Origin of the sequence: Candidatus Palauibacter polyketidifaciens, assembly GCF_947581785.1 — a bacterium.
Taxonomy (GTDB): domain Bacteria; phylum Gemmatimonadota; class Gemmatimonadetes; order Palauibacterales; family Palauibacteraceae; genus Palauibacter; species Palauibacter polyketidifaciens.
In genome coordinates this window covers 169,331-182,269 of record NZ_CANPVO010000015.1, presented here as the reverse complement: position 1 = coordinate 182,269, position 12,939 = coordinate 169,331, and the positions used below count along the sequence as shown (strand labels likewise).

Here is a 12,939-nt window from a genome sequence, read left to right as displayed (position 1 = left end):
GGAGGATGGCATGGGTGGAATGGTGTGGTGGAAGATCTGGGACAGTGACGGACGGCGCCGACGCAAGCAGCCGGACTTCTATGAGGAAGGCGTGGAGTTGGTTCGGCAGGAGCTCTACCATGAAGCGCTCATCTCGTTTCGTCTCTCCCTGAAGTACAATCCGCGGCATCCGGCCACGCTCGAACAGATGGCCGTGGTGTACACGCACATTGGACTGACCGATGATGCGGTTCGCGCGTACGGGGCCGCCCTCGAGGAGCGCCCGCGCAGCACCGCGGCGCACTACGGCCTGGCGTTCCTCCTGTTGAAGAAGGGCGCCGAGCGGGACGCCTCGCGCCACCTTCAGGAGTTCCTGGCCTACGCGCGCGGAGACCGGGAGGAACCGAGGCACCTCGAGCATGCCCGGCGCACGCTGCAGCGGCTGGGGGTGCCGGCCGCGGAATCGGTCGCGCACTAGCGGCCGCGCACCAGCAGCGTGCAAGCCTCGAGCCCGCTCCCGGACGACTATCGGCCCGGCACCTTGCCGGACCTCTTCCTCGACGGGCTCTCGCGGCCGCGGGATGATGCGGCGCGGACGCGGGGAGCGGACGGCGTCTGGGTTTCGACCTCCACCGATGACATCGGACGCCGCGCCCGCGCCATCGCGCTCGGGCTCCGGACACGAGGGTTCGAGGCGGGCGACCGCATCGCGATCCTCTCGCAGACCCGCCTCGAGTGGGCCCTGGCCGACTGGGGCATCGTCATGGCGGGGCTCACTTCCGTCCCCGTCTATCCGGTGCTTCCCGCCGACCAGGTTCGCTACATCCTCGCGGACTCCGGTGCGCGAGCCGTATTCGTGGAAGACCAGGAGCAGCTGGACAAGGTCGCGGAGGTAGAACACGACCTCCCCGCTCTGGAGCTGGCCATCGCCTTCGGGCCCGTGACCGCACCCGAGGGCTCCTCGCTGGCCGCGATGCAGCTGGACGCCCTCTCCGATCTCGGCGAGTCCGCGCCCGAATCGCTCGCGTCGACCTACGAAACGCACGCCCGAAAGACGCGTCCGGAAGATCTGGCGACGCTCATCTACACCTCGGGCACGACCGGCGACCCGAAGGGCGTGATGCTCACGCACGCCAACTTCCATTCGAACGCGGACATGGCGCTGCGGGTCTTCCCGATCGACTCCACCCACGTGGCCCTCGCGCTCCTGCCCCTCGCGCACGTGTTCGAGCGCACGGTCGGCCACTACATCATGTGGCGGGCGGGGGTCACCGTGGCGTACGCGGAGTCCCCCAACACGGTGGCCCGGGACCTCGGCGAGGTCTCGCCCACCTTCATGGCCGCCGTTCCGCGCGTGTTCGAGAAGGTGCTCGAGAGGGCCGAAGCCACCGCCCGGGAGGCGGGGGGCGCGAAGCAGAAGATCTTCAACTGGGCGCGTCGCGTCGGCGAAGCCCGCGCGATGGCGGAACTCGAGGGTCGCCGGGTCGGGCCGGGTCTCCAGCTCCAGTCCGCGCTCGCCGACCGCCTCGTGTTCTCGAAGCTGCGCGCCCGCACCGGAGGGGAGGTCCGCTACTTCGTGAGCGGCGGAGCCCCCCTCTCTCCCGCCGTGGCCCGCTTCTTCTTCGCCGCGCGCCTGCCCATCGTCGAGGGTTACGGGCTCACGGAGACCTCGCCCGCCGTCAGCTTCAATCCGATCGACGCCATCCGACTCGGCACGGTCGGGAAACCGATCCCAGGCACCGAAATCCGGATCGCCGAGGACGGAGAGATCCTCATCCGCGGGCCGCAGATCATGGCGGGCTACTACAACAAGCCCGGGGCGACGGTCGAAGCCATCGACGGGGACCGCTGGTTCCACACGGGCGACGTGGGCGAGATCGACGAGGACGGGTACCTCCGAATCACGGATCGCAAGAAGGACCTCATCATCACCGCTTACGGAAAGAACATCGCCCCTCAGCCCGTCGAAGCGGAGATCAAGCGGCACCCGATGGTGGCGGAAGCGGTGATGCTCGGCGACGGACGAAAGTTCCCGATCGTCATCGTCGTGCCCGAATTCGAGGCTGTCCGCCCGGAATTGCACGGCGTCGAGGAAGCGGCGGACGCCGACCTCGTCACGGACGCCCGGACGCGGGAAATGATCGAAGGCGCCGTGCGGGAACGCTGCCGGGACTTCGCGCACTACGAGCGGCCGCGCGACGTGCTCCTCGTCCCTGGTCCGTTCACCGTCGAGGGCGGGGAGCTGACGCCGACGCTCAAGGTCAAGCGTCGCGTGATCGAGACCCGCTTCGCCGGCGCGATCGAAGCGCTCTACGAGCGGGCCGAGGACGCCATGAGCGGGCGCGAAAGAGAGCAAGACCGCCCGTGAACGATGTCGTGGCCGGGCTCGTCACGGGGCCCGACCGCGAACAACTCGTGCGGATCGGCCGGGTCCTCGTCGACGAACGGCTCATCGCCTGCCTGAACGTCGTCGACCGCGTGACCTCCGTCTATCGATGGGAAGGCGAGGTATGCGAGGAAGCGGAAGCCCTCGGTATCCTCAAGACGACCGCGTCCCGCAGCGATGCCGTCGAGCGCCGCATCCGCGAACTCCACCCCTACGCCGTCCCGGAGGTTCTCTTCATCCCCGTAGCCGCCGGCTCCCCACCCTACATGGAGTGGGTCACCGAACAGGTGAACGACTAGCGCTACCGCGCCTCAGCGGGCGGCGTCGTTCTCGGAGCGGTACCAGAACCAGAAGACGACGCCCGCCGCCGTCCACAGGATCGTGCCTCCGCCGATCCGCATGATCAGCCCCGCGAGCCGCTGGTCTTCGCCCGCGGAGAGCGTGCCCACCGGAGGCGCGAGTTCGTACGTCGCGTAGAAGGGGAGTTCCGCGAACGTCAGGAAGACATACGGCAGCGTCATCAACACCGTGCTCGCGATCAGGTAGCAGATCCGCACGCCGAGCGGAAAACGCGGCCGGTGCGGGACCGGACTCACGACGGGCCACCAGAAGGCGAGTCCGCCGCCCAGCCAGGCCATGTCGAGCGCGAGCGAGCCTGCCTGCGAAGCCATGAGGCCGTCCACGACCTCCGGCCAGTGCGTCGCGACGACGATCGCGTGGAAGAAGAGCAGCGCGATGAGCGGTCGCGCGAGGAACTCGAGGACGGAGGTGGCCCTGCCGCCGCGCACTCGCTCCAGCGCCTCGCGGGGAAGCCCCGCGATGAGGAGAGGCGGGGCGAGCAGCGCGATGAGGAGGAACTGCACCATGTGCACCGAAGCCAGGTATCCCGAGCCCAGCGCGCCCACCGGCCAGTCCAGCGCGATCCAGAGTGCGAGCGCCCCGCCGGCGAACCGGGCGATCTCGAGTCGCGAAGGCGCGGCGCCACGCGTGAAGGCGCGATAGGCGAGGCACACGAACGCGATGAAGAGCCAGACGCCCGGATAGGGGCGCCACGACCAGTCCCACGGGATGCTCTGGGCCGCACACCACCATTGCATCGCGTGGCCTCAGTCGCCGCTCGTGTCCGCTCCGCCCGCCGGCGGCGAAACCGACCGGTTGAGGCGCAGGAGCAGGGGGAGGTCGTGACGCCAGTCGGTCTGGCGCACGCCGCTCGGGTACAGCGCCCGCGCCACGCCGTCGCCCGTGACGGCGACGATCGGCGTCGCGTGTCCCATCAGATAAGGCTCTCCCGCACCCGGCGGGGGCGAGGTCTCCTCGATCCGCGCCGGCGGAAGGTGGAATCCGGCCTGGATCTCGTTCACCGTCTCCAACTCCCCGCTGAGGCCGACGAAGGACGCATCGAAGAGGTCCAGCCAGCTCCGGAGCCGGTCCGGCGTGTCGCGCTGGGGATCCGTCGTCACGAAGACGACTTCGATCTCGCGGCGGTCCGCGTACGAAAGATCGTCGAGCGCGGCGCCGAGCACCGCCATCTGCACCGGACAGATGTCGGGGCAGTGCGTATAACCGAAGAAGAGCAGCGTGAGCGACCCCGCGGTCTCCGGCCGGAAGTCGAACCGGCGCCCCCGGGAATCCCTGAGGCTGAACTCCGGCACCTCGAACGGCTGTTCGAGCGCGAGCCCGCGCAGCTCCCCCGTGCCCTCCGTGCGGTCGATCGCCGTGTCGGGTGAGGCGCAGGCGGACACGGCGAGACCGACGCTGCACACAACGGCGCCGAGCACGCCGACGCGCGCCGGCCTCATCCGAACAGCCCCCGGAGAAACTCGAGTACCGGGAGGGAATCCAGAATCACGAGCCCGGTGCCGATGCCGGCGCCGAGCAGGTATCCGAGCCGCACAATGAGGTCGAATTCGCGCTGGCTGATATCGCGAACAAGGTGTTCGATCCGCTCGATGGAAAAGTTCTCGATCTTCGTCGAGATACGTTCGGAGATCCGGATCCGCTTCGCCACCTCAGGCACCCGGTTTACGATCCAGTCCCATGCGGGCGCAGCCAGCGTATCCGCCAGCCGTACCGCGGCGTCCTCGCGCAGGAAACGCCCGAGCCGCCCGATCGGCGTGTGAAGGAGCCGGTCCGCCATCGGCTCGGCGATCGAGTCGAAGAGGACGCGTCCCGCGTCGGACCGAAAGCCCGCGGCGAGCGAGGCCGCCACTCGGTCGGCTGGAACCGCATTCAGCACGTCCGCCCAGCTCCTCTCGCCGAAGCGTTCAAGCAGTCCCTCGAGCCGGTCGAGCAGGAAGGCACGCGAGCCCGGGTCCCGCGCCGCCTTCACGAGCCACTCCGCCAAGGCATCGAGCGCGCTCTCGACCTGGGGATCGCCCGCGTCGCCGATGACCTCGGAGGGAGGGTGCCGGAGGAACTCGACGACGCCATCGTTGACGTGCCGCGCGATCGCCGTCTGGACCTCCGGTTCGCGCAACACGCCGCCGAGACGGTCGGCGCCTTCCTCCCGGAGGGTATCGAGTGCGTGCGTCACCGTTTCCTCGGTGACAACGAGGCGGGCCACGACGCGCTGGTGGAAGCGGAGATCCTGCATGAAGCGGTCGAACAGTTCCCCGAGCACGTGTTCGATCCGCTTCCTCGCATCCGGGTCGTCCAACAGTCGGCTCAAACGCTCGATCGCGACCGGGAGATAGTCCTTGATCGCGTGCTCCAGTGCGGCCACGAGCCCCGCGGGAATCAGCTGCTCGAAGGTCCGGTGCGGCCTGAGCAGTTGCCGCGCGGCCTCGTCCAGATGGCGGCGTACCGTCATCTCCAAGGCGGACGAATCGGCGAGCCGCGCGAGCCAGCCGTCCATCGTGTCGCGGATGGCGGCGATCCGTTCCGGCTCCAGCGTCTGCGCAAGGGATTCGTCGCTCAGCGACTCCCGGATCGATTCGAGGAGGCGCCCGGATTCGTCCCCGAAGTCCGGGGAATCCAGCGTCCCCGCCAGGAACTCCCGGCCCTGCCCGAGAATCTGCGTGAGGATCGTGCGGACCTCCACGAGCGCGGCCTCGGGGAGGAGGTCGGCGAGCGCGGGTTGCTCGCCCTCGCTGAGTTCGACCGCGAGTTCCCGCAGCCGCTCCCTGAAGGCGGATTCGAGTTGCCGCAGTTCGGAGGTGATGTCTTCCGGCGTGAGGAGCGCGCCGCCGACGACGCCACCGACCGAATCCGCCAGCCGCTTCTGATTCTTCGGCACGGCTCCCTGCAGCCAGCGCACGGGGCGGCCAAGAACCTTCGGCGGACGGTAGGGATGGAAGATCATCCATACGGCGATCCGGTTCGTAATCCCGCCCGCCAGAGCGCCGAAGGCCACCGTGACGAGGGCGCGCAGCCAGTCGAATTCCATCAGGGAGATGGCAGCGTGGCGGCAAACCCGTTGAAGTAAAGCACTTCCGTTCCGACGTAGACGGTGGCCTCCATGCGGATGAGCGTCCCGTCGCCGGGGTCTCCGTCCATCAGCGGCCGAAAGCTCCCGCGGACCGTCGTACCGGAGATCTCGAACCGCCAGGCCGAGTCCGAACCCCCGGTCCGACCCGCCTCCGGCGATTCGAGCGTGACATCGCCCCAGGCCGCCTCTATCCCATGGAGCCAGGTGTGGGCAACGGTGGGTTGGCCGATGGTGCCCGCATGGACGACGAGTCCGTTCCCGAGCGAGTCGGCGAACACGAACGTCCGGCCATCCGTCGACGCGCCGGGGATGCTCAGCGCCCGGGCGGCGCGACGAAAAAAGAGGATGCCGGGCACGGTCCTGTCGTTCATCACCATCGCCGCGATCCCCAGCGACTCGCGCTGCCCCGTCGGTCCGGTCCAGACGGACACCTCTTCGCCCGCGACGAGACGCACCGAATCCGTGCCTCCGCCGTCGGGTTCGGTGAACAGAAGGCTCACGACCTGGCCGGCGTCGCCGATACGCACTGCCATCGCCGGCGTAGGCAGAAGGCGCCACGCCGCACGGGCCACGGACACCGTGTCGTGCGTCAGAACGAGGGACCGCCACGCGTCTCCTTCTGCGAGGCGCACGTCGTAGTCGAGGAGCAGATCTTCGCCCTCGGCCGTCTGATCGAACGAGCCGATGAACGTCGTCCCGTCGTCGGCGGCGAAGAGCAGGTGCGTCAGATACCGTGCGTCGACCGCCGGCGTGAGCGGGCCGCCGGCGATTTCTCCGCGAGCCTCCGCTGTTCCATCCGGAGGAGGCCCTGCACAGGCGGAGAGGATCAGGGCGGCGCCCGCCACACCGGACGACCATCGCCCGATCACGTCTCCCCCGGCGCGTCCCAGGCGTCCCCGCCGGGAGCGGGGTCGGGCAGCCTGGCTCGCGGTCCCAGGGCCCGGTCTAGCGACTTCAGCATGCGCCGGATCCTTCGCCGGTTCACGCCCAGATCGAAATTTCGCCGCCGCGCGCGAGAGAACGCCTCGACCCGCGTGAGTCCGTTCGCATCCAGGGCGACCCAGATCGTCAGGTCATCGACCCACCGCAGGAGCGGGACCGTGCAGCTCACGGAGATGAGTCCGAGGTCTTCGTCGCGGTGGGCGAGTGTCCACAACCAGCGCCGCCCCGCGTATTTCAGCAGTTGGTCCCAGACCCGGGAGAAGGCCACCTCATAGAGGCGCGGCTCCGGCCCGTCCGGCGCACGGGTATCTGCCGAATTCTGGTGGAACCAGCGGGAAAGCCCGCCGGCCTGCCCGCCGTCGGGAGATGCCTCCGTCACCCCGAAAATCCCCTTTCCCCGGTTGCCCGCGTCCGCTGCGGTCGGATAGCTTGGCGGTCCGCGGGGCCCGGTTGGCCCGGGCTCCCGGCCCCCGCAGACAGCAGGACCACTCTCCCGAAACTCTGACGGCTAAACATGCAGGCCATAATACCGTTGGCGGGAATGGGTACAAGGGTCCGTCCCCACACCCACACCCGTCCCAAACCCTTGCTCCGCGTGGCTAATCGGCCCGTGCTCTCCTACGTTGTCGAGCAGCTCAGAGCCGAGGGCGTCGACGAGTTCATCTTCATCACCGGGCACCTCGCCGGTCAGATCCGGGCCTTCATGGCCGAGGAGTTCCCCGGCCTCTCGATCACCTACGTGGAGCAGGCCACCCAGCGGGGGACGGCCGACGCGGTCGCGCTGGCGGAACCCTGGGTGACCGGGCCGGTCATCATCGTCTTCGTGGACACGCTCTTCGATGCCGACTTCAGCGTGCTGCACCGCCACGCCTCCGCGTCCGGCATCATCTGGGCAAAGGAAGTCGAGGACTACCAGCGGTTCGGCGTCATCCTCACCGATGAAGCGGGATACATGAAGCGGATCATCGAAAAGCCATCGGAACCCGTGTCGAAGCTCGCGAACATCGGCGTCTACTACGTGAAGGATCATGAGCTGCTGTTCGAGGGGGTTCGGCATGTGATGGACCGGGATCCCGGGCTCGGGGAGTTCTTTCTCACGGACGCCTTCCAGTACATGATCGACCGTGGCGCACGTCTCCATACGGCGGAAGTGGGCGGCTGGTTTGATTGCGGGAAGCCCGAGACGCTGCTCGAGACGAACCGGACGATGCTCGAGCGCGGGCACGGAGGGGACCCGGACCTCCCGGACTCCGTCGCCGTCGACGGCGCCATCGCGGTCGCGGCGGACGCCGTCGTCGAGACTTCGGCGGTCGGCCCCAACGTGAGCGTGGCATCCGGAAGCCGGGTCCGGGGGTCGCGCCTCCGCCACACGATCGTCGGCGCGGACAGCGTCATCGAAGACTGCGACCTCGTAGATTCGCTCGTCGGGGACCGCGTGACGCTGCGGGGCGTGCGCGGAAGAGTGAACGTGGGCGACGACGGGGTCGTCGAAGGCGAGCGGACGTGAGCCAGGACGAACTCATATACGACTGGAACGCGCTTCCGGGGAGCCACGACTACGAGGCGACCCGCGTCGAACTAGACGACGAGACACTGCGCGACGGCCTGCAGAATCCGTCCGTCAAGGACCCGCCCATCGAGAAGAAGATCGAACTCCTCCACCTCATGGTGGACCTCGGCATCCACGCTGTCGACATCGGCCTTCCGGGCGCCGGCCCCCGTGCCTACGAGTCGTGCCTCGCGCTGGCCCGGGAGATCACCGAGTGCGCACTCCCGATCGGGGCCAACGCGGCCGCCCGCACGGTCAGGGCCGACATCGAACCCGTGGCGCGCGTCCAGCAGGCGACCGGTCTGAAAATCGAGGTCGCCACCTTCATCGGAAGCTCGCCGATCCGCCAGTACGCCGAGAACTGGGATGTCGACCAGATCCTCTCCTCGACGCGCGACGCCATCGGGTTCGCCATCGGCGAGGGACTCGACGTCATGTACGTGACGGAGGACACGACGCGGTCGCGGCCCAGGACGCTCGCCCGGCTCTTCTCGGCCGCGGTCGAGGCGGGGGCGCGGCGGATCTGTCTCGCGGACACCGTCGGTCACTCGACGCCCCACGGCGTGCGGCGACTCGTGCGTTTCGCGAAGGACATCGTGGCCGGCACGGGAGAGTCCGTGAAGATCGACTGGCATGGACACCGGGACCGCGGCTTCGGGCTGGCGAATGCGCTGGCGGCCATCGAGGAAGGTGTGGACCGCGTGCATGCCACCGCGCTCGGCATCGGCGAGCGGATCGGCAATGTCGAGATGGATCTGCTGCTCGTGAACCTTCACCTGCTCGGGACGCACAATCACCCGATCGACCGGCTTTCGGACTATTGCCGGCTCACGGCGGAGATGTGCGGAGTCGAGGTGCCCCACAACTATCCGGTCATCGGGGACGACGCCTTCCGGACGGGGACCGGCGTACACGCGGCCGCGATCATCAAGGCCATGCAGAAGGGGGACGGCTGGCTGGAGGACCGCGTCTACAGCGGCGTCCCGGCTTCGATCGTGGGACGGAAACAGACCATCGAGATTTCTCCGGTGTCCGGCCTCAGCAACGTCCGCTTCTGGTTGAGCCAGCACGGATACGACGCGGGGGACGAGACGCTGTGCGAGGCGGTGTTCGGGCTCGCCAAGAAGTGCGATCACACACTCTCGCAGGAGGAAATCGAAGCTGAGATCACACGCGTCGCGGCGGCGCGGGCATGAGACGGCGGACGGTGTCGTCCTGCGCGCTGGCTCTTCTCTCAGCCGGGGCGCTGGCGGCCGAGCAGCCTCCGGCCGACGATCCTCCGGCGGTGCCCGCGGGCGTGCCGGTCGTCGTCCTCCCGGTGCAGTCGGCCCTTCCGGACCCCGGAGGGACGTGGATCGGGGGGACGGAGAGCGCGGAGGGCACGATCGACCTCCTCAACGCCGAGATCGAGTTTGCGTTCGGAGAGGAAGTGGGGGCCGCACACTGGGCTCTCGCGCCCGCGGTGGAGGCTCGCCTCGCCCGCAACCCGACGATCGGCGTCGACCCGGGGCGACTCGCCTACCGGGGCCTGCTCACCGCGCCGGATTCCCGGGCGCAACTCTACGAACCGCTCCACACGCAGCTCCGCAAGGTGGCGGCCCTCTTCGGAGCCCGCCTCGTCGTGCTGCCGCTCGCGGTCTCGTATCGGGAGCGTCGGGCCGTTCTGCGCCTCGCGATCATCGACGTGCGGCGCAGCGCCGTCCTCTGGCACGGCCCCGTCGCGGGGGCGGTCGCGGAGGCCGCGTCCCCGTTCGCCCTCACCACGCTCGCGTTGCGCGTGGCCGATCAACTCGCACCTTCCTGACGATGAAACCGCTACACGACGTCGTGTTGATCCCGGGCGACGGCATTGGCCCGGAGATATCCGAAGCCACCGTCGCGATCCTGGAGGCTGCGGGCGCGCCCATCCGCTGGCGCGAGAGCCTCGGCGGCGTCACCGCCATGGAAACGGTCGGAGAGCCGCTTCCGCAGGCGACGCTCGAATCGATCGAGGCGACCGGCGTCGCGCTCAAGGGGCCGCTCACGACCCCCATCGGCTCCGGCTTCCGGTCCGTAAACGTCGCGCTCCGCAAGCACTTCGATCTCTACGCGAACGTCCGTCCCGCAGTCACCCTTCTCCCGGCCGCCCGCTATCCGGACGTGGATCTCGTCATCGTGCGGGAGAATACGGAGGGCCTTTACGCCGGGATCGAGCACTTCATCGGGATGGAGAACGACCCCCGCGCCGTCGCCGAATCCGTCATGCTCATTACGCGCTACGGGTCGCGCCGCATCGTCCGCTTCGCGTTCGAGTACGCGCTCGCCCACAACCGGCGTCTCGTGACCCTGGTCCACAAGGCGAATATCCTCAAGTACACGCAGGGTCTCTTCCTCGAGGTGGGGCGCAACGTCGCGGCCGAGTACGAGGGAAGGGTGGAATTCGACGACAAGATCGTGGACGCAACGGCGATGCAGTTGGCGCTGGATCCGTACCGCTTCGATGTGATCGTGACCGAGAACATGTTCGGCGACATCCTCTCCGATCAGGTGGCCGGACTCATCGGCGGGCTCGGCTTCGCGCCGGGCGCGAACCTCGGCGAGCGGGCGGCGATCTTCGAGGCGGTGCATGGATCCGCGCCGGACATCGCGGGGAAGGGGATCGCCAACCCCACCTCCCTCCTGCTCGCGGGCTGCCTCCTGCTCGACCACCTCGATGAACCCGGGGTGGCCGCGCGCATCCGCGCCGCCCTGCACCGGACGCTGCAGGACGGCGCCGCCCATACCCCGGACCTCGGCGGTTCCGCGAGCACGGCAGAGTTCGCCGGCGCGGTGATCGAACGACTGGATGCCGCCGGTGAATGACCGGGGCGGAACGACCGGCGCGGAATGATCGGCACGGAGCGCGAGCGGATGGAAGAGCTTCACTTCAAGGGCGTGATGTGCGGCGCCTGCGGCCAGATGTTCCCCAAGGGACAGCTGCACCGCGACGACTGGTGCGAGGCCTGCGGACCCCGCATGCAGCGGCGGATGCGGCGCGGGCGCCACGTCGTCGCCGCGAGCATCACGCTGCCGTTCGCCGTCTGGGTCGTCATCTGGCTCCGCACCTCCCCCGACCTCGGTTTCCTGCCGGCGTACGCGTGGGGCCTGCCGCTTGTGGCGGCGTACTATCTCGGCTTCCGCATCGGCCGCGAGGTCGTGAAGGGCTACACCCGATGGCGGCTCGGCCGATAGGCGCGCGGCCCGGCAGGCGCGCCGGCATCCGGACCGTGCTGGGGCTTCCGGCCGCGGCGCTCGCCACCATGGTCGGGATCGTCCTCGTCATCAACGCGCACGTGTACGGCTGGCCGGGAGTCGCCGCGGGCATCCTCCTGGCCGCCGCCGGCGTCGCGCTCGGCGTCCATTGTTTCCGCGCGGATTCGTCCGCCGTCCCTCACCCCGCAGCCACGCGCTGCCCGGAATCCGGAGAAACTCGCGAATGACTTTCGAGGGTGTCGACTACTTCAATCTCGATGCGCTCCTCGACGAAGAGGAGATCGCGATTCGGGATCTGGTGCGTGAGTGGGTGGACCAGGAGGTCCTGCCCATCATCGGCCACCACTACATCGAACGCACGTTCCCTCGGGAACTCATCCCCCAGATGGGCGAACTCGGCTTCTTCGGGGCGAACCTCCCGGAGGAGTACGGCTGCGCCGGCCTAAACAACGTGGCTTACGGCCTCATCATGCAGGAACTCGAGCGGGCGGACTCGGGCCTCCGCTCCTTCGTCTCCGTGCAGGGCGCCCTCGTCATGTACCCGATCTTCGCCTTCGGTTCCGAAGAACAGAAGCGCGAGTGGCTGCCGCGGATGGCGAGCGGCGAGTCCATCGGGTGCTTCGGCCTCACCGAGCCCGACTTCGGCTCCAACCCCGGCGGCATGATCACGCGGGCGGTCGAGGACGGGGACGAGTGGGTCCTCAACGGCGCCAAGATGTGGATCACGAACGGCTCGATGGCCGATGTGGCGGTGATCTGGGCCAAGACCGGGGAACTGGACGACGTCGGCTCGATCCGCGGTTTCATCGTCGAGACGGGGCGCGACGGCTTCTCCGCCAGCGACCAGAAGGGGAAACTCTCCCTCCTGGCGTCCGACACTTCCGAACTCGTCCTGCAGGACGTGCGGGTGCCGCGGGCGAACGTCCTCCCGGCCAGCGGGGGGCTCAAGAGCCCGTTGAAGTGCCTGACGCAGGCGCGCTACGGGATCTCGTGGGGGGCCGTCGGCGCCGCCATGGGCTGCTATCGCGAGTCGGTCGAATACGCGAAGAACCGCGTGCAGTTCGACGGGACGCCGATCGCGCAGACCCAGATCCAGCAGGTCCGGATCGCGGACATGCTCACCGAGATCACGAAGGCGCAGCTTCTCTGCCTCCGGCTCGGCCGGATGAAGGACGAGGGCACGATGCGGCCGCAGCACGTCTCGCTCGCGAAGCGCAACAACGTGAACATGGCGTGCGAGTGCGCCCGCGAGTCGCGGCGGCTGCTCGGCGCGAACGGGATTCTCGCCGAATACGCCTCGATGCGTCACATGGCGAATCTGGAGTCGGTCTATACGTACGAGGGCACCCACGACATCCATTCCCTGATCCTCGGACACGACGCCACGGGACTCCCGGCCTACAACTGAAGAGAGCAGGAAGCGAG

At 68.6% G+C, this 12,939-nt stretch carries 15 protein-coding genes; 10 read left to right on the top strand and 5 right to left on the bottom strand.

All coding sequences use genetic code 11. The annotated features are described in order from the left end of the window. The first annotated feature begins 10 nt into the window (after positions 1 to 10). The 3 genes from RN729_RS04380 to cutA are packed head-to-tail and all read left to right on the top strand — an operon-like array spanning position 11 to position 2,664. Complete coding sequence (locus RN729_RS04380; RefSeq protein WP_310782461.1) at positions 11 to 457, top strand: tetratricopeptide repeat protein; 447 nt, start codon at positions 11 to 13, stop codon at positions 455 to 457. Between the two features lie 18 nt (positions 458 to 475). Further along, entirely contained in the window at positions 476 to 2,347 is a 1,872-nt protein-coding gene (locus RN729_RS04375) for a long-chain fatty acid--CoA ligase (protein ID WP_310782460.1), read from the top strand. Then, on the top strand, positions 2,344 to 2,664 hold the full coding sequence (gene cutA / locus RN729_RS04370) for a divalent-cation tolerance protein CutA (protein WP_310782459.1): 321 nt from the start codon (positions 2,344 to 2,346) through the stop codon (positions 2,662 to 2,664). Before RN729_RS04375 ends, cutA begins: the two co-directional genes overlap by 4 nt. 12 nt (positions 2,665 to 2,676) lie before the next feature. Here the strand turns inward: cutA and RN729_RS04365 are convergent, their stop codons facing one another. From RN729_RS04365 to RN729_RS04345, 5 genes are read right to left on the bottom strand one after another with little or no spacing between them, the layout of a single operon-like run. Further along, positions 2,677 to 3,462, bottom strand: a complete 786-nt coding sequence (locus RN729_RS04365; RefSeq protein ID WP_310782458.1) for a cytochrome c oxidase assembly protein — start codon at positions 3,460 to 3,462, stop codon at positions 2,677 to 2,679. A 9-nt stretch (positions 3,463 to 3,471) separates the two neighbouring features. After that, a complete protein-coding gene (locus tag RN729_RS04360; RefSeq protein WP_310782457.1) occupies positions 3,472 to 4,164 on the bottom strand; it encodes an SCO family protein in 693 nt (230 codons plus the stop codon). After that, positions 4,161 to 5,750 carry a DUF445 family protein gene (locus RN729_RS04355; RefSeq protein ID WP_310782456.1) on the bottom strand — a complete coding sequence of 530 codons (1,590 nt, stop codon included), beginning with the start codon at positions 5,748 to 5,750 and terminating at the stop codon, positions 4,161 to 4,163. The genes RN729_RS04360 and RN729_RS04355 overlap by 4 nt, the downstream gene beginning before the upstream one ends. After that, positions 5,750 to 6,661 carry a hypothetical protein gene (locus RN729_RS04350; RefSeq protein ID WP_310782455.1) on the bottom strand — a complete coding sequence of 304 codons (912 nt, stop codon included), beginning with the start codon at positions 6,659 to 6,661 and terminating at the stop codon, positions 5,750 to 5,752. The genes RN729_RS04355 and RN729_RS04350 overlap by 1 nt, the downstream gene beginning before the upstream one ends. Further along, positions 6,658 to 7,113: a DUF1499 domain-containing protein gene (locus RN729_RS04345; RefSeq protein WP_310782454.1), complete on the bottom strand. Its 456-nt coding sequence runs from the start codon at positions 7,111 to 7,113 to the stop codon at positions 6,658 to 6,660. Before RN729_RS04345 ends, RN729_RS04350 begins: the two co-directional genes overlap by 4 nt. Before the next feature lie 135 nt (positions 7,114 to 7,248). Between RN729_RS04345 and RN729_RS04340 the strand changes: the two genes are divergently transcribed. The 7 genes from RN729_RS04340 to RN729_RS04310 are packed head-to-tail and all read left to right on the top strand — an operon-like array spanning position 7,249 to position 12,922. Continuing rightward, positions 7,249 to 8,241: a sugar phosphate nucleotidyltransferase gene (locus tag RN729_RS04340; RefSeq protein ID WP_310782453.1), complete on the top strand. Its 993-nt coding sequence runs from the start codon at positions 7,249 to 7,251 to the stop codon at positions 8,239 to 8,241. Continuing rightward, positions 8,238 to 9,479, top strand: a complete 1,242-nt coding sequence (locus tag RN729_RS04335) for a LeuA family protein (protein ID WP_310782452.1) — start codon at positions 8,238 to 8,240, stop codon at positions 9,477 to 9,479. The genes RN729_RS04340 and RN729_RS04335 overlap by 4 nt, the downstream gene beginning before the upstream one ends. Next, the gene (locus tag RN729_RS04330) at positions 9,476 to 10,087 is read left to right on the top strand and encodes a hypothetical protein (RefSeq protein WP_310782451.1); all 612 of its coding nucleotides are present in this window, start codon (positions 9,476 to 9,478) and stop codon (positions 10,085 to 10,087) included. Before RN729_RS04335 ends, RN729_RS04330 begins: the two co-directional genes overlap by 4 nt. 2 nt (positions 10,088 to 10,089) lie before the next feature. After that, a complete protein-coding gene (locus RN729_RS04325) occupies positions 10,090 to 11,124 on the top strand; it encodes an isocitrate/isopropylmalate family dehydrogenase (RefSeq protein WP_310782450.1) in 1,035 nt (344 codons plus the stop codon). Between the two features lie 24 nt (positions 11,125 to 11,148). Beyond that, the gene (locus RN729_RS04320; protein ID WP_310782449.1) at positions 11,149 to 11,493 is read left to right on the top strand and encodes a hypothetical protein; all 345 of its coding nucleotides are present in this window, start codon (positions 11,149 to 11,151) and stop codon (positions 11,491 to 11,493) included. After that, a complete protein-coding gene (locus tag RN729_RS04315; protein ID WP_310782448.1) occupies positions 11,475 to 11,741 on the top strand; it encodes a hypothetical protein in 267 nt (88 codons plus the stop codon). The genes RN729_RS04320 and RN729_RS04315 overlap by 19 nt, the downstream gene beginning before the upstream one ends. After that, a complete protein-coding gene (locus RN729_RS04310) occupies positions 11,738 to 12,922 on the top strand; it encodes an acyl-CoA dehydrogenase family protein (RefSeq protein WP_310782447.1) in 1,185 nt (394 codons plus the stop codon). The genes RN729_RS04315 and RN729_RS04310 overlap by 4 nt, the downstream gene beginning before the upstream one ends. Positions 12,923 to 12,939: the final 17 nt, after the last annotated feature.